Here is a 17,399-nt window from a genome sequence, read left to right on the forward strand (position 1 = left end):
CGCTGCCGGCGTGGACGAGATCTATACGGTGGGCGGGGCACAGGCCATCGCCGCGCTCGCCTACGGTACGGAAACCATCGCGCCCGTCGATGTCGTCACCGGTCCCGGCAACGCCTACGTCGCTGCCGCCAAGCAGCTTGTTTCGGGCGATGTGGGCATCGACATGGTCGCCGGCCCTTCCGAGGTCTGCGTGCTCGCGGATGCCTCGGCCGAGCCCACCGTGGTCGCGGCGGACCTTATGGCGCAGGCGGAGCACGATCCGCTCGCCGCATGCTATCTCATCACCTGCGACGTCGCGTTCGCGCGGCGTGTGGAGGAGGCGCTCGAATGCTTCTGCGCGCAGAGCCCGCGCGAAGAGATCACGCGCGCCTCGCTCGATAACGAGGGCGTGATCGTGGTCGCGCCCGACCTCGCTGCCGCCGTCGACGCGGTGAACACCGTCGCCCCCGAACACCTGGAGCTCCACTGCGAAAACGCGCTCGGGTTGCTCGGCTCCATCAATAACGCGGGCGCCATCTTCGTGGGCGCGTGGAGTTCCGAGCCGCTCGGCGATTACGTCGCTGGACCCAATCACACGCTGCCTACGGGCGGCACGGCGCGCTTCTCGAGCCCGCTGTCCGTGAGCGATTTCCAAAAGCGCTCCTCGGTCATCTGCTATACGTCGGAAGGATTTCTGGCCGACGCCCCCGCCACCCAGGAGCTCGCGCGGGCCGAAGGGCTGTGGGCGCACGCGCTTTCGGCAGGGCTCAGGCGTCGTGCACTCGAGCGAGGTGCGGCAGCGCTCGACCCTGCCGCGCTCGCCGAGGAAGATCTTAGCGGCATCGCGTGGCCGAACGACGATCCGCGGGTTATCGAGCGCGGCTGCGGCGGCGACGTTTCCAGCGGGGCGGGTGTGCGCCATGGCTGAGCTTTCCGTCCGCATGCGCGAGCTCGTGCAGCCGCACCTCACCGGTATCGAACCCTATGACCCCATGTTCTCGCCGTGTCGCATCAACCTGTCGGCGAACGAGAACACCTATCCGCTGCCGAGCGCCGTGCGCGCTGCGATCGACGAGGCGCTCGCCGCCACGCCCCTCAATCGCTATCCCGATCCGCTCGCGAACGAGCTTCGCGATGCGCTTGCCGCACGCCACGGCCTAGAGCGCACGCAGGTATGCGTGGGCAACGGCGGCGATGAGCTCTTGTTCAACCTGCTGCTTGCGTTTGGCGGTCGCGGGCGAGCGCTTCTCACCTGCCCGCCGGATTTCAGCGAGTACGCGTTTTTCGCGAGCTTGCTCGAGACGGATGTCGTACGCGTCCCGCGCGATCCCGAGACGTTCGCTCCGAACATCCCGGAGGCGCTTCATGCCGCGCGTTCGGCGAATCTTGTGATCGTGACCTCGCCGAACAACCCCACGGGTGATGTGCTGCCGCTCGAGTTCGTCGAAGACCTCTGCCATGCATGCCCCGGCATCGTGATGGTCGATGAGGCATACGGCGAGTTCGCCGACGAGGGGGTCTCCGCGGTTCCGCTTTTAGGACGTCATGCGAACCTCGTCGTGCTGCGCACGCTTTCCAAGGCGTTCGGCGAGGCGGGGATCCGCTGCGGATACGTGCTCGCCGCGCCCGACGCGATCGACGTGTTCTCCGCTGTGCGCCAGATCTACTCGGTGAACGTGCTCACGCAGGCGGCGGCGCTCGTCGCGGTGCGCTCGCGCGATGCCTATGCGCCGGTCGTCGAGCGGATTCGCTCGGAACGCGAGCGCCTGCATGCCGACATCGAGGCGCTGATTTCCGCCACTTCTGCGGCCGGTCGCGTATGGCGGGGGCAGGGTAATTTCCTGCTCGTGCGTCTGCCGGATGCTGCGCGCCTGCGCGAGCGCCTGCGCGACGAGTATTCTATCCTGGTACGTGATTTCAGCTCCGCGCCGGGGCTTGCCGGGTGCCTGCGCATCACCGTGGGTACGCCCGAGGAGAATGACGCGGTGCTCTCGGCGCTTGCCGAGCTTCTGAAGGGGGACGAGTCATGACCATCTACAAGAAGCAGCCGCGCGATCTCAAGGCGACGTCTGCCGCGACAGCGACGGAAAGCGCTGTGCGCACGAGCGCGGGGCTCGACGAGCTGTTCTCGACGAGCGCGCGTACCACGACCGTTCAGCGCGTGACCGGCGAGACGGACATCACGCTCTCGCTTTCGCTTGACGGTACCGGCGCCTGCGACATCACGACCGGCGTGCCGTTCTTCGACCACATGCTGAACGCCTTCGCCCGCCATGGCCTGTTCGACCTCAAAATCGAAGCGCTCGGCGATACCGAGGTCGACGCGCATCACACGGTCGAGGATACGGGTATCGTGCTCGGCCAGGCGTTCGCGCAGGCGCTCGGTGACAAGCAACGCATCAAGCGCTTCGCCGACGTCGCGATTCCCATGGATGAGACGCTTGTCATGGCAGCGGTGGATATCTCCGGTCGCGGACAGGCGTACTGCGATCTTCCGCTACCGACCCCGCGCGTGGGCGATTTCGACACGGAGCTCGCCGTGGAGTTCTTCTACGCCTTCGCGCGCGACGCCGGGGTGACGCTCCATGTGCGCGAGCTCGCCGGCGAGAACTCGCACCACATCATCGAGGCGGCGTTCAAGGCCGTCGGCCGTGCGATGCGCTTCGCGTGCGAGCAGGATGCACGCGTGCGCGGCATCCCCTCCACCAAGGGCAGCCTCTGAGCGGCCCGTCGAGTCGACCCCGTCCCGGCGGATCGAGGGAAGAAAGGATGCGCATGGCGAATACCCCGACCATCGCGGTTATCGATTATCACAAGGGAAACCTTTCGAGCGTGGCACGCGGCCTTGCCCGTGCGGGCGCCGAAGCGCTCGTGACGGATGACCCTGCCACCATCCGCATGGCGGATGGCATCGTGCTGCCCGGCGTGGGCTCGTTTTTCGATGCGATCGCCTTCATGCATGAAACGGGTCAAGATCAGGCGGTCATCGATGCCGTCGCGCACGGCGAAGGCACGCCGTTTCTGGGTATCTGCCTGGGGCTTCAGCTTCTGTTCGAGCGCGGCGACGAAGGTGTTCCCGAAGGCGCGGCAGCATGTCTGTCGCACGACGCCCGAGGTACCGGCCTCGCGCCCGCCACGGTTTTCGAAGCCGAAGGCCGGCGCTGGGTGCGCGGTCTCGGCATACTGGGGGGTTCGTGCTCCGTGCTGCCGAGCGGGCGGTTGAAGATCCCGCATGTTGGCTGGGATCAGGTGCACCTCACGCCCGCAGGCAGGACGTGTCCGCTGCTCGAGGGCTTCGCCGAGGGCGCGAACCTTTACTTCACGCACTCCTTCGCGCTCGATGGCGATGTCGCCTTGGATGACGTCGCCGCTCGCACGTTCTACGCACGCGATTTCGCCTCCGTCGTGTGGCACGGCAACATCTTCGGCTGCCAGTTCCACCCCGAGAAATCATCTGCGCACGGCCTCGAGATCCTGCGCAACTTCGTCGCGATCGTCGCCCAGCGCAAGGAGGGCAGAGCATGATCCTCTTTCCCGCCATCGATCTTGTAGCAGGTAAGGTTGTGCGCCTCGAGCACGGCGACCGTGCTCACATGAAGGTGTATTCCGAGGACCCGGCCGCCCAGGCGCGTGCGTTCGCCGACGCGGGCGCGACATGGATCCACGTGGTCGACCTTTCCGCAGCCCTTGAAGAGGACGAGGCCGCGCGCGCGGCGAACACCGAGGCAATCCGCGCCATCTGCGAGGTGGAAGGCATATCCGTCGATATCGGTGGCGGCGTACGGTCGCTTGCGCGCATCGACGAGCTCGCGGGGTTGGGAGCGAAGCGCATCTCGCTCGGCACCGTGCTCGTGCGCGAGCCGGGCTTTGCCGAGGTTGCCGCGCGCGCATTCGGCGACCTGCTTGTGGCCGACGTCGCGGCGCGCGACGGCGAGGTGCGCGTGAACGGCTGGCGCGAGGGCGTTTCGCGCAGCGCCGACGATGTGGTAGGCGAGCTCGCGAGCTTGGGTTTCAAGCATCTGGTGTTCACCGATATCGCCCGCGATGGTATGCAGACGGGCGTCGACGTGGAGGCGTATCGGCATATCGCCGAGGTTGCCGGCTTTCCCGTGGTGGCATCTGGCGGCATTTCCTCGCTCGATGATATCCGCGCGCTCGCGGAGCTCGGTGAAGACGTTATCGAAGGAGCGATTACCGGCCGCGCGCTCTACGAGGGCGCATTCATCCTGCACGAAGCGCTCGACGCCGCGTGCGGAGGGGAGGCGACATGCTCACCAAACGCGTGATTCCCTGTTTGGATGTGAAAGACGGCCGCGTCGTAAAGGGCGTGAACTTCGTGGCGCTCCGCGATGCGGGCGACCCGGTGGAGCTTGCGGCCGCCTATGACGCTGCCGGTGCCGACGAGGTCATCTTCCTCGATATCACAGCGACGAGCGACAACCGCGCCACGACCATCGATATGGCGGCGCGCGCGGCGAGCGAACTCGCCATCCCCTATACCGTGGGCGGAGGGTTCCGTGACCTTGTGGGGATGCGGCAGATGGTTGCCGCGGGAGCGGATAAGGGTTCGCTCAACTCCGCCGCCGTGAAGGATCCCTCGCTCATCTCGGCCGCGGCGGCGGCATTCGGCAGCCAGGCGGTGATTTGCGCCATCGATGCGAAGCGCGTGGGCGAGCCCGGTGCTCCGGGGGCGGATCGCTGGGAGGTGTACACCGCGGGCGGTCGCACGCCTACGGGCATCGACGCCGTAGCCTGGGCGGAGGAGGCCGCGCGGCGCGGCGCAGGCGAGATCTTGCTCACGAGTATGGATCGCGACGGCACGAAGGAGGGGTTCGACCTTGCGCTCACGCGTGCGGTGGCGCGCGCCGTGCCCATCCCCGTCATCGCATCGGGCGGCGTGGGGGAGCTCGAGCATTTCGCCGAAGGCATCATCGAGGGCGAGGCCGATGCCGTGCTCGCGGCGAGCGTGTTCCATTTCGGGACGTTCAGCATCCGCGAGGTGAAGGAGTATATGGCGGCGCAGGGAATCCCCGTGCGGCTCGATTTCTAAAGCGCAAGGCGTGACAGCGGTGCCAGGGGTGACAGCGGTGCCAGGGGAAACTGTCACGTTTGGCCAGAGGCGTGACAGTTTCCCCTGGCACCGCTGTCACACCTGGTACCGCTGTCACGGTGCTTCGCTGCGCGAATCAAGAATGGAGGAGCGATAGGATATGACCGTAGATGACCTTACGTTCGACGATCGCGGGCTCATCCCCTGTGTGGTGCAGCAATACGACACCGGCGAGGTGCTCATGGTGGCATGGATGAACGCCGAGTCGCTGCGCCTCACACAAGAGACGGGCACCACGTGGTTCTGGAGCCGCAGCAGGCAGGAGCTGTGGAACAAGGGCGCTACGAGCGGCAATATGCAGCAGGTCAAGGAGCTACTCGCCGATTGCGACGGCGACACGCTCCTCGCGAAGGTGGATTCCCCTGGCCCGGCATGCCATACGGGCAATCGCAGCTGTTTCTACAACAACCTTGGTTAGGAGCCGAAGTATGGGCGAGAGAACCGCAAACGTGCATGATGGAGATATCGGCGCGACAATTACCGGCTTGGCGGAGGTCATCCACAGCCGTGTCACGGCGTCGCCCGAGGAAAGCTATACCGCGCGGCTGCTTTCCGGCAAAGAGGATAGCCTGCTGAAAAAGCTCGTGGAGGAGTCGTGCGAGGTCGTGATGGCGGCGAAGGATCGCGACCACGACCATATCCGCTACGAGGCGGGCGACCTTGTGTACCACCTGCTCGTGGTGCTCGAGCGCTACGGCATCACGCTCGAGGAGCTTGCTGGCGAGCTCGACGCCCGGCGGCGCTAGCCCATTCGCTATTCGGGCGTCACTTCGGGCGGGGTCGAAAACCCCTCAGTTGACGACCGCCCGGCATCTGGCGCTCGCGGCGGCGCGCCGCCGTCTTCGAAGACCGAGGCGCCGTCGGAGACCTTGGCGTGCGTATGGCGGTCGAGGGTTTGAGATTCCAAGCGGGCGCAGGCTCTCCTCGCTCCGTGGTACGCTAAGATTCACTGCAAGCGACCCACGTTCGAGGAGGAACCCATGGCAGCTTCCGAACCCGTTCTATTCATTGAATACCCACCCTGTTCCACCTGCAAGAAAGCCAAGCGCTGGCTCGACGACCACGGCATCGCGTACACAGACCGCCATATCGTGGAGGACAACCCCCGGGCGGAGGAGATTGCGGGCTGGCAGGCGCGCTCCGGCCTGCCGCTTCGCCGCTTCTTCAACACAAGCGGCATGAAGTATCGCGAGCTTGGCGTGAAGGCGCAGCTCGATGCCGGCATGTCGGACGAAGACGCCCGAGCGCTCCTCGCGACGGACGGCATGCTCGTAAAGCGTCCCATCGTCGTCGCGGGAGATATCGTGCTCGTGGGGTTCAAGCCTGCGGAATGGGAGGCGGCGCTGCTATAACGTCCTTACGCCGTGCTCGCGTCCGGACGCCGCGCGTGAGCGGGCTCCGATTCGAAGCCCCGCCGCGCGCTACATCGCTGCGAGCAGCTCCTCCGCGTGCTGCACCTGGTAGACGATGACGCTGATCACCGCCGCGGCGAAGATGAGGGCGATGACGCTCAGTGTGATGGCGATGATCGCCGCCCAGCGGTACGGGGCGTGGCGACGGAGTGCGATGACGCCGCACACGATGCTCGCGATGAGCATCGCCGCTCCCAGAAGCCAGATGAAGTAGTAGCCGATGACCACGCCCGCAACGCAGAGCGCGAGCGCGGTGAAGGGCAGGGCGGGGCCAGGCTGCCACGGCGACTTGTCGGGCTGCTCATCCAATTCGGTATCGAAGGTATCGAGTTCGTCGTGCGTGCTCATGGGGGCTCCTCGCGTACTCGGTGGTTGTACATGCAGGCAGCGCCAAGTGGCGCCGCGCTACATGATTATAGGCGAGCTGCTACCATAGAGGGCAATGCTTCGGGAAGGAACACCATGGATGCATCTGATCTGGAGGCGTTGGCGCGCGCCGTCGCGGCGGGAGAGCTTTCCGCTCGCGACCTGGTGGATCGCGTTCGCCTTGAAAGCGTTTCCGATATGGGGTATGCCCAGGTGGATACGGCGCGCGGCCTGCGCACGGGCGTGTCCGAGGTCGTTTACGGGGCCGGGAAGACTCCCGAGCAGATCGTCGGCATCATCGGCGCGATGCGCGACGCCGGCCAGAGGCGCATCCTCGTGACGCGCCTCGACGAGGAGAAACACCGCGCGCTCACTGCGCTCGGCTGCGAGCTTGCGTACCATGCCGAAGCCCGTGCGGCGGTCGCGGGCGAGCTTCCCGAGCCAGACGGCAACGGTGAGATCCTCATCGTCACAGCGGGTACGAGCGATGCCCCTGTCGCGGCGGAGGCGGAGCTCACGGCGCGCTTTCTGGGCAATCACGTCACGTGTGTGCAAGACGCCGGCGTGGCGGGGATCCATCGGTTGCTGCGCCATGCCGATAAGATTTCCCGCGCACAGGTGATCATCGCCATCGCGGGCATGGAGGGGGCGCTTCCGAGCGTCGTGGCAGGCCTTGCCGCCTGTCCGGTCATCGCGGTGCCCACGAGCGTGGGGTACGGGGCGAACCTCGGCGGCATCACCGCGCTTCTCGCTATGGTGAATAGCTGCGCGAGCGGCTTGTCTGTCGTGAATATCGACAACGGTTTCGGTGCGGCGTATCAGGCGTCGCTCATCAACCATCTTCCGGGTAGACGCGTTTAGGGGCTGGGACGGCACCTCGCTTTGATGTCCCGACAAGGGAGAGAGACCATGGGGAAGACCCTGTATTTGGATTGCACATGCGGCATCAGCGGCGATATGACCGTCGCCGCCCTGCTCGACCTCGGTGCGCGGGAGGAGGTTTTGCGCGCGGCGCTCGACAGCCTGCCTGTCGAAGGGTATGAGGTGAAGATCGGCCGCGTCTTCAAGGCCGGTCTTGATTGCTGCGATTTCGACGTCGTGCTCGATCCCGGGTTCGAGAACCACGACCACGACATGGCGTACCTGCATGGGCGGGACGACGGCCACGCGCACGGCCACGATCACACCCACGCCCATGGTCATTCGCACGATCGCACCCACGCCCATCACCACGCCCACCGCGGACCTGCCGACATCGATGCCATCATCGACGCGGGCGAGATGACGCCCCGTGCACGCGCCCTGGCGCATCGCATCGTCGACGTCATCGCACGCGCCGAGGCGAAGGCACACGGCGTGCCGTTGGATGAGGTTCATTTCCACGAGGTCGGTGCCGTCGACTCAATCGTCGATATCGTTTCCACGGCCGTGGCGATCGATGATTTGGATATCGACCGCGTGATCGTGCCGGTGCTCAAGGACGGGCACGGGACGATCCGTTGCGAGCACGGCGTTATTCCCGTGCCGGTCCCGGCGACGCTCAATATCGTCGAAGCCCACGGCCTGCCGCTTTCCGTGTGCGATGTCGAAGGCGAGCTCGTCACGCCCACGGGAGCCGCCATCGTCGCCGCGCTCGAGGCAGAGCGCGAGCTCCCGGAGCGGTTCTGCGTGAAGGCGGTCGGTCTCGGCGCGGGCAAGCGAACCTATGAGCGGCCGAGCCTCGTGCGCGCGCTCATCATCGAAGAGCTTCCCGGAGGGGTTTCTGATCTCGCATGGCATCCGCAAGACGGTGCGGAGCGGGTTTCCGCTGCGTCGCCGTACAACCTGCACGGCGCTGCGCTTGCAGGCGAGGTGAAGTCGCGAGGAGGCGAGCTTGCAGAGGGGGACGCGCCGCACCCCACGATCGACGCGGCGATGCCCGCCTCGATCGTCCGCCTCGAATGCGATATCGACGACGCCTCCGGCGAGGTCCTCGCCTACGCCGCCGAGCGGCTGCGCGAAGCGGGTGCCCGCGAGGTCCATTGGGTGCCTATATTCACGAAAAAGGGGAGGCCGGCCTGGCAGCTTCAGGTGATCGCGGCCATCGAGGACGCCGAGCGCCTGGAGGGCATCATCTTTTCCGAGACGACCACCATCGGCATCCGCCGCTGGCTCTGCGACCGTACGGTACTCGAGCGCGCATGGACGACCGTGCCGACTCCGTGGGGCGAGGTGCGGATGAAGGTCGTCACGCTTCCGGACGGCTCGCTCCGCGGCATGCCGGAATACGAGGACGTCGCCGCCATCGCCCGTCGCGAGCGCCTTTCGTTCCAAACCGTCATGAACGCCACGCGCTCCTCTCTGAGCGTGTGACGATCTCCCACTCAACGCCTGATGCACTCACGGAAAGAGGTACATCCATGAAGATCGCCATCGCTTCAGACATCCATGGCTCCGCGTATTGGGCGGAGCGCCTCATGCGTGCCATAGAGACCGAACAGGTCGACCGCGTGGTACTCCTGGGCGACGTGCTCTACCATGGGCCGCGCAACGACCTTCCGCGTGAGTATGCCCCCAAGAAGGTCATTCCGCTGCTTAACGAGTTCGCAAAGACGGGCGCGCTGCTCGCCGTGCGCGGAAACTGCGAGGCGGAAGTCGACCAGATGGTGCTCGATTTCCCCTGCATGGCGGATTATTGCGAGCTCGTCGACGATGCCGGGCGCACCCTGTTCTTCACGCACGGGCATATCTTCGGCGCGGGCTTCCACAACAGCGTCGACAACCTGCCGGCGCTCCCGAAGGGATCTGCCATCGTGTACGGGCATACGCACGTCAAGGTGAACGAGCCCGTGCCGGCAGCTCCGGATGTCTGGGCGTTCAACCCCGGTAGCGTGGGTATCCCCAAGGACGGCAGCCACAGCTTCGGCATCTACGAAAGCGGACGCCCGGTTGAGAAGGCATTCCGCCATATGATCCTCGAGGAGGCCTAGATGTCTGAGACGAGGGATATGGCTACGCCCCGGAACGCAGGCGAACGCGACCGCTCGACCCGTATCGATGCGAGCGAGGCGTTCGATGCGCTTACCGAGACCATCTGGCGCCTGCGCCAGCCCGACGGTTGCCCGTGGGATCGCGAGCAGACGCACGCCTCCATCGCGAAGAACATGGTGGAGGAGGCGTACGAGGCCGTCGACTGCATCGAGGAAGGCAACGAGGTCCACCTGTGCGAAGAGCTCGGCGACGTGCTCATGCAGGTCATGCTGCACGCCCAGATCGCAGCCGACGAAGGCTCGTTCACCATCGACGACGTGGTGCGCGGGCTCGATGAGAAGCTCGTTCGCCGGCATCCGCATGTGTTCGGCGATCGTGGCGGCGCGCACGACGCTGCCGAGGTGCTCGACATCTGGGATCAGGTGAAGCTTGCGGAAAAGGCGAAGGAGGACGCCGCCGCTTTGGGCGAGGAGTATCCGAAAAGCCTGCTCGAAAGCGTCCCTCGTGCACTCCCGGCGCTCATGCAGGCGCAGAAGGTCTCGCGCAAGGCGGCAGCGGTGGGCTTCGAATGGGACACGGTGGATGACGTGTGGGCACAGGCAGCCTCGGAACGCGCGGAGTTCGAGCGCGAGGAGCCGGGCAGCGAGGCGCGCGCGATGGAGTTCGGCGACATGCTGTTCGCGCTCGTGAACGTCGCACGCCGCGAGGGCATCGACGCCGAGAGCGCGCTCCGAGCGAGTACCATGAAGTTCCGCACACGCTGGGAGGCGGTCGAACGCCTCGCCTGGGAGTGCGGCACGAGCGTCGAGGAGCTTTCGACCGAAGAACTCAACCGGCTCTGGGATGAGGTCAAGACGGGGGAGTAGGCTCGCGTCGTTCGCTAGAACGTCCTTGCAGTCGACGCGCCGCTTCTCGCCGAATATTTCGCGCGTTTGTCGCCTATATTCCCACGACGGGTTAGACAGGGAAGAAAACGGGCATATCATAAAAGTTTACATAGGCTAACCACTTCGCTGCAGGTGAGGGATGCCGGACATCCCCTGCAGCTCGAAGCGGTGGCAAAGGCTCAAGAGAAAGGACCCCCCATGAGCGAGATCATCGATATCTACGGTCGCGAGGTGCTCGATTCGCGCGGCAATCCCACGGTGGAGGTCGAGGCGACGCTCGACGACGGCTCGTTCGGCCGCGCCATGGTGCCCTCGGGTGCCTCGACGGGCGCGTTCGAAGCGGTCGAACTCCGCGACGGCGACGCCGATCGCTACCAGGGAAAAGGCGTGATGCGCGCCGTCGACCACGTGAACAAGGAGTGTGCGGAGGCCGTCATCGGCATGGATGCCTTCGACCAGCGTGCCCTCGACGCCGCCCTCATCGCGGTGGACGGCACACCGAACAAGGGAAGCCTCGGCGCGAACGCGATCCTTGGCGTCTCGCTCGCCGTGGCGCGTGCGGCGGCGCAGTCTGCGGGGCTCGAACTCTATAGCTACCTCGGCGGTGTGAACGGCCACACGCTTCCCGTGCCCATGATGAACATCCTGAACGGCGGCGTGCATGCCGATAACAACGTCGATTTCCAGGAATTCATGATCATGCCGGTGGGCGCGCCCACGTTTGCCGAGGCGCTGCGCTGGTGCGCGGAGGTCTACCACACGCTCAAGGGCGTCCTCAAGGAGAGCGGCCATGCGACGGGCGTGGGTGACGAGGGCGGTTTCGCGCCAGACCTCGCCTCGAACGAGGAGCCGCTCCAGTACATCGTGCGCGCCATCGAGGCGGCGGGCTACAAGCCGGGCGAGGACTTCATGATCGCCATGGATCCCGCCACCACGGAGCTCTACGACCCCGCGCGCGGCGTGTACGTCCTCGCGGGCGAGGGGCGCGAGCTCACCACGGACGAGATGATCGACTACTGGGCGGAGCTCGTGGAGCGCTATCCCATCATCTCCGTCGAGGACGGTCTCGCCGAAGAGGACTGGGACGGCTGGGTGAAGCTCACCCAGCGTATCGGCGACCGTGTGCAGCTTGTGGGCGACGACCTCTTCGTCACGAACACCAAGCGTCTTGCGAAGGGCATCGAGCTCGGTGCCGCGAACGCCATCCTCGTCAAGGTGAACCAGATCGGGTCGCTCACCGAGGCGCTCGAGGCGATCGAGATGGCGAAGCGCGCCGGCTTCGGCATCATCGTGAGCCATCGCTCCGGCGAGACCGAGGACTCGACCATCGCAGACCTTGCGGTCGCCACGAACGCGGGACAGATCAAGACGGGCGCGCCCTGCCGCAGCGATCGCGTGGCGAAGTACAACCAGCTCCTGCGCATCGAGGACGGCCTGTATACCTCAGCCGAATATGCCGGATGGAATGCCTTTCGCGTGAAGCGCTGATGTGATCGAGAGGGTTACTGGAGCCGAAATGCGAGCCGCAGGTGGGATGCGTTTCCGCCTGCGGCTTTTCTAGCAAAGAAAGTGCTATTCCTCGATGATCTCGTTGGGATCGGCGTACGCGTCGGCTTCGTCCATCGGTGCCGCTTCCGTGGCGCTCTGCGCCGTTCGCGTGAACGGGCGAAATACTCAGGCCCTGCGGGCGGTGTCCGTGGTATAACCTAAGGCAACGCGCAACCATCCTTCAAACACACAAGGCGCACCATGGACATCTCTTACAACGATAGACCAGCGGTTTACCGCATGCGGGCGGGCGAGGGTCGTGCTCGCAGGGCTGGTGCTGGGCACGCGGGTGGCGCACCGACCGCTGCTCGCGGCTCCAAAGGGGCGGGTCGCTCTTCCGCGGCAGGGCGCGGCGGCACCGGGCGCAGCCCCCGTCGCAGTCATCACACCTCCGGCCTCATGCGCTACGCCGCGGATAACCGCATCGTCCAGGCCGTCTACCAGTTCACGACGGGTTCAACGCGCTATCTTTTCTACGGCCTTGTTGTGCTCGCGGTGGGTATCGGCCTGTACTTCCCTGTTCGCGACCTCTACACTGCGTATCGCACCGGCGATATCCTCGAGCGGCAGCTCGAGGTGAGGAACGATTACAACGAGGTGCTCGAGGACAAAGTCAGCCGTCTGCTCTCGACGGAGGGCATCGAGGACATCGCGCGAGAGAACCTCGGGCTCGTCATGCCGGGCGAGCGGGTCGTCACGGTTACGGGCGTGGAGGCCGATGAATCCTCCTCCGGCGATTCCCTCACGGCTTCCGAGGTCGAAAACGCAGAGCTTGCGGTTGTCGACGATGCTCCGTGGTACATCAAGGTGCTCGACGCCATCTTCTTCTACCGAGGCGTCGAGGGACAGGTCGTTTCGTCGGCGGGAGAGGCAGAATCCGAGGAAGCCGCATCGGGCGCGTCCTCAGAGGGGGAGACCCAGGCGGAAGAGCCGTCTTCGGAGGAGTAGCGAGGAACATATGGGCTATAGGTCTGATATCGACGGTTGCGCGCGCATCGCTGCCGTCGATCTGGGAACCGTTTCGTCGCGTCTGGCGCTTGCGCGCGTTCGCGACGGGAATATCGTCGAGCTCACCAAGCACTCAATCATCACGGATATGGGCAGGGGCGTGGACGCCGCCGGCGCCTTCAACAACGAGGCGATTGACCGTGTCGAGCGCGCTTGCTCCCAGTTCGCCGAGGAGGCGCGTGCGTTCGGCGCGGAGGCGACCTGTATGACGCTCACGAGCGCCGCGCGCGATGCGGCGAATGCGAACGAGCTCACCGGAAAGCTCGCCGCCCTGGGGTTCATCCCGCAGGTCATTCCCGGCGAGGTCGAGGCGCGTCTCACGTTCTTGGGAGTCGCGCACGATTTCCCTGGCGAGCGCATTGCCGTTGCCGACCCCGGTGGTGGCTCGACCGAAATCGTCGTGGGCTCCTATCTGCCTGAGGCATCTACGCTCGATCTCGAGCACGTCCGGTCCCTCGATATCGGTTGCCGCCGTCTCACCGATCGCTTCTTCACGGCGATCCCGCCTGCGGCAGGAGAACTCGAGGCAGCTTCTGGATGGGCACATGAACAATTCGCGTCTTATTGGAGCGCATTCGACGAGCATCCTGCGCGCCTCATCTCGGTGGGAGGCACGGTCAGCACGCTCGTCGCGCTCGAGCACGAGCTCGTGCCGTTCGATTCCGCCTTCGTGCACCTCCACGACCTCACTCTCGATGAGGTCGAGCGCCAGCTTGCGCGCATGCGGCCGCTCGCTATTCCGGACATCGCCGAACTCAAGGGCATGCAGCCGGAGCGTGCTCCCATGATGCTCGCTGGAAGTGTCATCATCCGCGAGCTCATGCGTGCGGGCGGATACGATGTGCTCACCGTGAGCGAGAGCAGCCTGCTTGCGGGCGTGGTCGCGACAGTAGACGAGGTTCTGCGCGGCGCGTCGCCCACCACGGGCTGGACGCCCGAGCTCGCGCGCAGGTAAGATTGCCCCAGCGACTTTTTATGCGCTGTATTGGGAAGGCTGCCCGATATGCCTGGCGCGACATGTGAATACCTTGCTCGGATACCGATGCGCGTCGAAAGCACCTGGAGCGGTTTACGCCGTAATCTGGTAGACTGGCATGCGCACGGGGGCGTGGCGGAATTGGCATACGCAGGAGACTTAAAATCTCTCGCCTTCGGGATTGTGGGTTCGAGTCCCACCGCCCCTACCAGCTACCTCAAACGCTGCTCGTATCGAGCGGCGAAGACTGTTTGGTCATGAGATATCGGGATGCGCTTCGAAAGGGGAGCCCCATCATGAAGAAGATCGTACTGGCATGTGGTTCGGGTATTGCCACGTCGACGGCGGTGGCGAGCAAGGTCACCGCACTGCTCAACGAGCACGGCTATGAAGGCCAGTTCAGAATCGTGCAGTGCTCGATCGCCGAGGCGCTCGACGCCTGCGCGGATGCGGACGTGCTCGTCGCAACGACCGTTGCGCCGAAGGGAATCGCCTGCCCGTACGTGAGCGGCGTCCCGTTCCTCACGGGCGTGGGTCGCGGGGCGGCGGAGCAGGCGCTTCTCGACGCGCTCGCCAGCTAAGCGCTCGCGTTGCACGCGGCGTCGCGGAAACCTTTTTCAAACCAAGGTCTTGCGCGCCGTCGAAAGCTACGCTAAGATGAACTGCGCTTTCGGTGAACGCCGAAATCCATGCGGGCGTGGCGGAATTGGCAGACGCGTATGGTTCAGGTCCATATGGGGGCAACCCCGTGAAGGTTCAAGTCCTTTCGCCCGCACCATTGAATTGTAAAGGCTCCGGCAACGGAGCCTTTTTGCCAAAAGGGACAGTCCCTTTTGGCAGGCATGCGGCCTGATATTGGGGACAGTCCCCAATGTCATGACACTGGGGACTGTCCCCAATGTCAGGCGCAGACGAGCGAAAGGTATGCGGCATGTCCTGTCTCTACATGGTTATCGTCCTACTTATCGCGGCGGCGATCATCTCCATCATCCTGTCGTTTCTGGGCGTGCTCTTCGTGGGCGCGCTGAGGCTCATCCCCATCGTTCTCATCGTGCTCGTAGTGCTCGTGCTCATGGGCAAGATCAAGATCTCGGTTGTGCGCGATGAGGGCGACGACGACCATCGTTGGCTGAATTAAGCAGACCCGCGCTGTCAAATCCCGGTTTTTCGGCGCGGGAATCTGTGGTACGATATCTCAGCTTGATAGCCGCGTTGCGGTTGCCGATGGCATCTGCCCGAGTGGCGGAATTGGCAGACGCACCAGACTCAAAATCTGGCGCTGGCAACAGCGTGCGAGTTCGACCCTCGCCTCGGGCACCATTTCATGGCGATGTCATGGAGTAGCTGCGACTGTGCTATCATGCAACCCGCATCGCGCAAGCGATGGCCAAAGAGGAGCTTCGGCTCCCACCTTTCGGCGCCATGTGGCAGCTGTCTGGTCACAACGGAAGATGTAGGGGCATAGTGCCTTTCATTCGCTTTGTGAGTCCGGTTGCTGTCTTGGCACCGGGCTCTCTTCGTTTAAGGAGGTACCGAAAATAGCTAAGCACGATGACACGCGCATCAACGACGAGATCACCGCGACCAGGTGCCGCCTGATCGGTGTCGACGGTTCCCAGCTGGGCGTCTTCGGCATTCGTGATGCGCAGCGCGTCGCCGACGAGCAGGGTCTCGATCTGGTCGAGATCGCGCCGAACGCCGACCCCCCGGTCTGCCGCGTCATGGACTACGGTAAGTTCAAGTACCAGCAGGCCATGAAGGCGAAGCAGGCGCGCAAGAACCAGTCTCGCGTCGAGGTCAAGGAGATGAAGTTCCGTCCGAAGATCGACGTGGGCGATTACGAGACCAAGAAGGGTCATGTGCTGCGCTTCCTGAAGAAGGGCGCCCGCGTGAAGGTCACGATCATGTTCCGCGGCCGCGAGATGGCTCATCCCGAACAGGGGCTGAACGTGCTTGAGCGCCTTGCGGAAGACCTCAAGCCCTATGCTACGGTCGAGTCGCAGCCCAAGCTCGAGGGTCGCAACATGTTGATGCTCCTCGCTCCCATCAAGGGCGCTTTCGATGAGAAGCCCGAGAAGAGCGATAGCAAAGATGGCGAGTAATTTTGTCCTATAAGCGATAAGGAGAAGTCATGCCTAAGATGAAGTCGCACAGCGGAACCAAGAAGCGCTTCCGCACCACCGGTACCGGCAAGCTCATGCGCGCCAAGGCATACAAGAGCCACATTCTCACCAAGAAGACCACGAAGCGCAAGCGTGGCTTCCGCCAGGAGACCGAGGTTTCTGCTGCCGATCGCAAGACGGTCGTTTCGCGCCTCGCGTAACGACGAGTACCTACCTGTTGATTCACGAACCACGAGGAGTTGATCAGATATGGCACGTGTGAAGCGCGCTCTCAATGCTCGTAAGCACCACCGCACCATCATGAAGCAGGCCAAGGGTTACTACGGTGCTGCCTCTCGTACCTACAAGCACGCCAAGGAGCAGGTGCAGCATTCGCTCCAGTACCAGTACCGCGATCGTCGCAACAAGAAGCGCGAGATCCGCGCCCTCTGGATTCAGCGCATCAACGCCGCCGCCCGCCTGAACGGCATCTCCTACTCGCAGTTCATGCACGGCCTCAAGGTCGCCGGTATCGAGCTCGATCGTAAGGTGCTCTCGCAGATGGCCTACGAGGACATCGAGAGCTTCAACGAGCTCGCTGCGATCGCCAAGAAGGCGCTCGAGGCGTAAAGACTGGAAGAAATCCCGCATAGACTTCTATGATGTGAAGAAAGGCGTCGGATCACCGGCGCCTTTTTCGTATTGCGGGAGAGGGTGCTTTGCGCACAGACTTTGGTTGTAAGGGCGAACCCTCTCGCATATAGAAACGAGGCGTCGGCCCAATTCGCGTGTCTTCAGATATATAGAGCAAGAAAGCTACCGGAATACATCGGCCTTGTTGTAATGCGGATTGGAATAAAGAGAAACGCTCTAGCGCGTGGATATGCTTATCAATATATAGGTGCGATAGAGCCTGAACATACGGTATATAGGCTCAAGGGCAACATAAATGTGATGGAAATGTGAACGTCTCAATCGACGCTTGCACACAGAATGTTTTCTGGCAATATATCTCCTTGCCGCGCGGCGGGGAGCCGCGAC

General features: G+C 64.1%; 23 protein-coding genes and 3 tRNA genes. 24 read left to right on the plus strand and 2 right to left on the minus strand.

What is annotated here, in order from left to right:
- The 8 genes from hisD to hisE all read left to right on the plus strand — a co-directional run.
- Positions 1-907: histidinol dehydrogenase (gene hisD / locus QZ079_RS03125; protein WP_297035002.1), on the plus strand; the 907-nt coding region annotated here is incomplete at its 5' end.
- On the plus strand, positions 900-2,009 hold the full coding sequence (gene hisC, locus QZ079_RS03130) for a histidinol-phosphate transaminase (RefSeq protein ID WP_297035005.1): 1,110 nt from the start codon (positions 900-902) through the stop codon (positions 2,007-2,009). The genes hisD and hisC, both read left to right, overlap by 8 nt.
- Positions 2,006-2,701, plus strand: coding sequence for an imidazoleglycerol-phosphate dehydratase HisB (gene hisB / locus QZ079_RS03135; protein WP_297035009.1), 696 nt, complete (start codon positions 2,006-2,008; stop codon positions 2,699-2,701). The genes hisC and hisB overlap by 4 nt, the downstream gene beginning before the upstream one ends.
- A gap of 53 nt (positions 2,702-2,754) precedes the next feature.
- Positions 2,755-3,504 (plus strand): glutamine amidotransferase-related protein, encoded by a 750-nt coding sequence (locus QZ079_RS03140; protein WP_297035011.1) that lies wholly within the window; start codon positions 2,755-2,757, stop codon positions 3,502-3,504.
- Positions 3,501-4,265 (plus strand): HisA/HisF-related TIM barrel protein, encoded by a 765-nt coding sequence (locus QZ079_RS03145; protein ID WP_297035014.1) that lies wholly within the window; start codon positions 3,501-3,503, stop codon positions 4,263-4,265. The genes QZ079_RS03140 and QZ079_RS03145 overlap by 4 nt, the downstream gene beginning before the upstream one ends.
- Positions 4,247-5,029 carry an imidazole glycerol phosphate synthase subunit HisF gene (gene hisF / locus QZ079_RS03150; protein WP_297035017.1) on the plus strand — a complete coding sequence of 261 codons (783 nt, stop codon included), beginning with the start codon at positions 4,247-4,249 and terminating at the stop codon, positions 5,027-5,029. The genes QZ079_RS03145 and hisF overlap by 19 nt, the downstream gene beginning before the upstream one ends.
- A gap of 160 nt (positions 5,030-5,189) precedes the next feature.
- Positions 5,190-5,507, plus strand: a complete 318-nt coding sequence (gene hisI, locus QZ079_RS03155; RefSeq protein ID WP_291290091.1) for a phosphoribosyl-AMP cyclohydrolase — start codon at positions 5,190-5,192, stop codon at positions 5,505-5,507.
- Positions 5,508-5,517: 10 nt separating this feature from the next.
- Entirely contained in the window at positions 5,518-5,835 is a 318-nt protein-coding gene (hisE, locus tag QZ079_RS03160) for a phosphoribosyl-ATP diphosphatase (RefSeq protein WP_297035022.1), read from the plus strand.
- A gap of 8 nt (positions 5,836-5,843) precedes the next feature.
- Here hisE and QZ079_RS03165 read toward each other — a convergent pair whose 3' ends face one another.
- A complete protein-coding gene (locus QZ079_RS03165; RefSeq protein ID WP_297035025.1) occupies positions 5,844-5,996 on the minus strand; it encodes a hypothetical protein in 153 nt (50 codons plus the stop codon).
- A gap of 73 nt (positions 5,997-6,069) precedes the next feature.
- On the opposite strand from QZ079_RS03165, the gene QZ079_RS03170 reads away from it, so the two are divergent.
- Complete coding sequence (locus tag QZ079_RS03170) at positions 6,070-6,441, plus strand: arsenate reductase family protein (protein WP_291288980.1); 372 nt, start codon at positions 6,070-6,072, stop codon at positions 6,439-6,441.
- A gap of 69 nt (positions 6,442-6,510) precedes the next feature.
- Here the strand turns inward: QZ079_RS03170 and QZ079_RS03175 are convergent, their stop codons facing one another.
- A complete protein-coding gene (locus QZ079_RS03175) occupies positions 6,511-6,849 on the minus strand; it encodes a hypothetical protein (protein WP_291288979.1) in 339 nt (112 codons plus the stop codon).
- A gap of 114 nt (positions 6,850-6,963) precedes the next feature.
- On the opposite strand from QZ079_RS03175, the gene larB reads away from it, so the two are divergent.
- The 15 genes from larB (at position 6,964) to rplT (ending at position 16,988) form a co-directional block, all read left to right on the plus strand.
- A complete protein-coding gene (larB, locus tag QZ079_RS03180) occupies positions 6,964-7,728 on the plus strand; it encodes a nickel pincer cofactor biosynthesis protein LarB (RefSeq protein WP_297035031.1) in 765 nt (254 codons plus the stop codon).
- Positions 7,729-7,776: 48 nt separating this feature from the next.
- On the plus strand, positions 7,777-9,219 hold the full coding sequence (gene larC / locus QZ079_RS03185) for a nickel pincer cofactor biosynthesis protein LarC (protein WP_297035034.1): 1,443 nt from the start codon (positions 7,777-7,779) through the stop codon (positions 9,217-9,219).
- A gap of 47 nt (positions 9,220-9,266) precedes the next feature.
- Positions 9,267-9,836 (plus strand): phosphodiesterase, encoded by a 570-nt coding sequence (yfcE, locus tag QZ079_RS03190; protein WP_297035037.1) that lies wholly within the window; start codon positions 9,267-9,269, stop codon positions 9,834-9,836.
- Positions 9,837-10,703, plus strand: a complete 867-nt coding sequence (mazG, locus tag QZ079_RS03195; RefSeq protein WP_297035040.1) for a nucleoside triphosphate pyrophosphohydrolase — start codon at positions 9,837-9,839, stop codon at positions 10,701-10,703.
- Positions 10,704-10,922: 219 nt separating this feature from the next.
- Positions 10,923-12,212: a phosphopyruvate hydratase gene (gene eno, locus QZ079_RS03200; protein WP_297035042.1), complete on the plus strand. Its 1,290-nt coding sequence runs from the start codon at positions 10,923-10,925 to the stop codon at positions 12,210-12,212.
- Between the two features lie 261 nt (positions 12,213-12,473).
- The gene (locus QZ079_RS03205; RefSeq protein WP_297035045.1) at positions 12,474-13,220 is read left to right on the plus strand and encodes a septum formation initiator family protein; all 747 of its coding nucleotides are present in this window, start codon (positions 12,474-12,476) and stop codon (positions 13,218-13,220) included.
- 10 nt (positions 13,221-13,230) lie between these two features.
- A complete protein-coding gene (locus QZ079_RS03210) occupies positions 13,231-14,235 on the plus strand; it encodes a hypothetical protein (RefSeq protein WP_297035048.1) in 1,005 nt (334 codons plus the stop codon).
- A 147-nt stretch (positions 14,236-14,382) separates the two neighbouring features.
- Positions 14,383-14,467, plus strand: a tRNA-Leu gene (locus QZ079_RS03215).
- An 85-nt stretch (positions 14,468-14,552) separates the two neighbouring features.
- Positions 14,553-14,837, plus strand: a complete 285-nt coding sequence (locus QZ079_RS03220; protein WP_291288971.1) for a PTS sugar transporter subunit IIB — start codon at positions 14,553-14,555, stop codon at positions 14,835-14,837.
- Between the two features lie 110 nt (positions 14,838-14,947).
- Positions 14,948-15,034: transfer RNA gene (locus QZ079_RS03225), tRNA-Leu, on the plus strand.
- Between the two features lie 153 nt (positions 15,035-15,187).
- Positions 15,188-15,394 (plus strand): hypothetical protein, encoded by a 207-nt coding sequence (locus QZ079_RS03230; RefSeq protein WP_291288970.1) that lies wholly within the window; start codon positions 15,188-15,190, stop codon positions 15,392-15,394.
- Positions 15,395-15,489: 95 nt separating this feature from the next.
- Positions 15,490-15,576 (plus strand) — tRNA-Leu (locus QZ079_RS03235).
- Between the two features lie 218 nt (positions 15,577-15,794).
- Positions 15,795-16,358 carry a translation initiation factor IF-3 gene (infC, locus tag QZ079_RS03240; RefSeq protein ID WP_291289030.1) on the plus strand — a complete coding sequence of 188 codons (564 nt, stop codon included), beginning with the start codon at positions 15,795-15,797 and terminating at the stop codon, positions 16,356-16,358.
- A 29-nt stretch (positions 16,359-16,387) separates the two neighbouring features.
- Positions 16,388-16,579 (plus strand): 50S ribosomal protein L35, encoded by a 192-nt coding sequence (rpmI, locus tag QZ079_RS03245; RefSeq protein WP_291288969.1) that lies wholly within the window; start codon positions 16,388-16,390, stop codon positions 16,577-16,579.
- 49 nt (positions 16,580-16,628) lie between these two features.
- Positions 16,629-16,988: a 50S ribosomal protein L20 gene (gene rplT / locus QZ079_RS03250; RefSeq protein WP_291288968.1), complete on the plus strand. Its 360-nt coding sequence runs from the start codon at positions 16,629-16,631 to the stop codon at positions 16,986-16,988.
- Positions 16,989-17,399 lie beyond the last annotated feature (411 nt).

Origin of the sequence: uncultured Enorma sp. (assembly GCA_905210055.1) — a bacterium.
In the GTDB taxonomy this organism is placed as follows: Bacteria; Actinomycetota; Coriobacteriia; order Coriobacteriales; family Coriobacteriaceae; genus Enorma.

What these genes read in the sequence shown, in the direction of transcription:
- QZ079_RS03170 (WP_291288980.1), top strand. Translation starts at nt 6,070, where the DNA reads ATGGCAGCTTCCGAACCCGTTCTATTCATTGAATACCCACCCTGTTCC.
- larC (WP_297035034.1), top strand. Translation starts at nt 7,777, where the DNA reads ATGGGGAAGACCCTGTATTTGGATTGCACATGCGGCATCAGCGGCGAT.
- QZ079_RS03230 (WP_291288970.1), top strand. Translation starts at nt 15,188, where the DNA reads ATGTCCTGTCTCTACATGGTTATCGTCCTACTTATCGCGGCGGCGATC.
- QZ079_RS03220 (WP_291288971.1), top strand. Translation starts at nt 14,553, where the DNA reads ATGAAGAAGATCGTACTGGCATGTGGTTCGGGTATTGCCACGTCGACG.
- hisI (WP_291290091.1), top strand. Translation starts at nt 5,190, where the DNA reads ATGACCGTAGATGACCTTACGTTCGACGATCGCGGGCTCATCCCCTGT.
- eno (WP_297035042.1), top strand. Translation starts at nt 10,923, where the DNA reads ATGAGCGAGATCATCGATATCTACGGTCGCGAGGTGCTCGATTCGCGC.
- QZ079_RS03140 (WP_297035011.1), top strand. Translation starts at nt 2,755, where the DNA reads ATGGCGAATACCCCGACCATCGCGGTTATCGATTATCACAAGGGAAAC.
- hisE (WP_297035022.1), top strand. Translation starts at nt 5,518, where the DNA reads ATGGGCGAGAGAACCGCAAACGTGCATGATGGAGATATCGGCGCGACA.
- mazG (WP_297035040.1), top strand. Translation starts at nt 9,837, where the DNA reads ATGTCTGAGACGAGGGATATGGCTACGCCCCGGAACGCAGGCGAACGC.
- rpmI (WP_291288969.1), top strand. Translation starts at nt 16,388, where the DNA reads ATGCCTAAGATGAAGTCGCACAGCGGAACCAAGAAGCGCTTCCGCACC.
- hisF (WP_297035017.1), top strand. Translation starts at nt 4,247, where the DNA reads ATGCTCACCAAACGCGTGATTCCCTGTTTGGATGTGAAAGACGGCCGC.
- larB (WP_297035031.1), top strand. Translation starts at nt 6,964, where the DNA reads ATGGATGCATCTGATCTGGAGGCGTTGGCGCGCGCCGTCGCGGCGGGA.
- yfcE (WP_297035037.1), top strand. Translation starts at nt 9,267, where the DNA reads ATGAAGATCGCCATCGCTTCAGACATCCATGGCTCCGCGTATTGGGCG.
- QZ079_RS03145 (WP_297035014.1), top strand. Translation starts at nt 3,501, where the DNA reads ATGATCCTCTTTCCCGCCATCGATCTTGTAGCAGGTAAGGTTGTGCGC.
- rplT (WP_291288968.1), top strand. Translation starts at nt 16,629, where the DNA reads ATGGCACGTGTGAAGCGCGCTCTCAATGCTCGTAAGCACCACCGCACC.
- QZ079_RS03175 (WP_291288979.1), bottom strand. Translation starts at nt 6,849, where the DNA reads ATGAGCACGCACGACGAACTCGATACCTTCGATACCGAATTGGATGAG.
- hisC (WP_297035005.1), top strand. Translation starts at nt 900, where the DNA reads ATGGCTGAGCTTTCCGTCCGCATGCGCGAGCTCGTGCAGCCGCACCTC.
- hisB (WP_297035009.1), top strand. Translation starts at nt 2,006, where the DNA reads ATGACCATCTACAAGAAGCAGCCGCGCGATCTCAAGGCGACGTCTGCC.
- QZ079_RS03210 (WP_297035048.1), top strand. Translation starts at nt 13,231, where the DNA reads ATGGGCTATAGGTCTGATATCGACGGTTGCGCGCGCATCGCTGCCGTC.
- QZ079_RS03205 (WP_297035045.1), top strand. Translation starts at nt 12,474, where the DNA reads ATGGACATCTCTTACAACGATAGACCAGCGGTTTACCGCATGCGGGCG.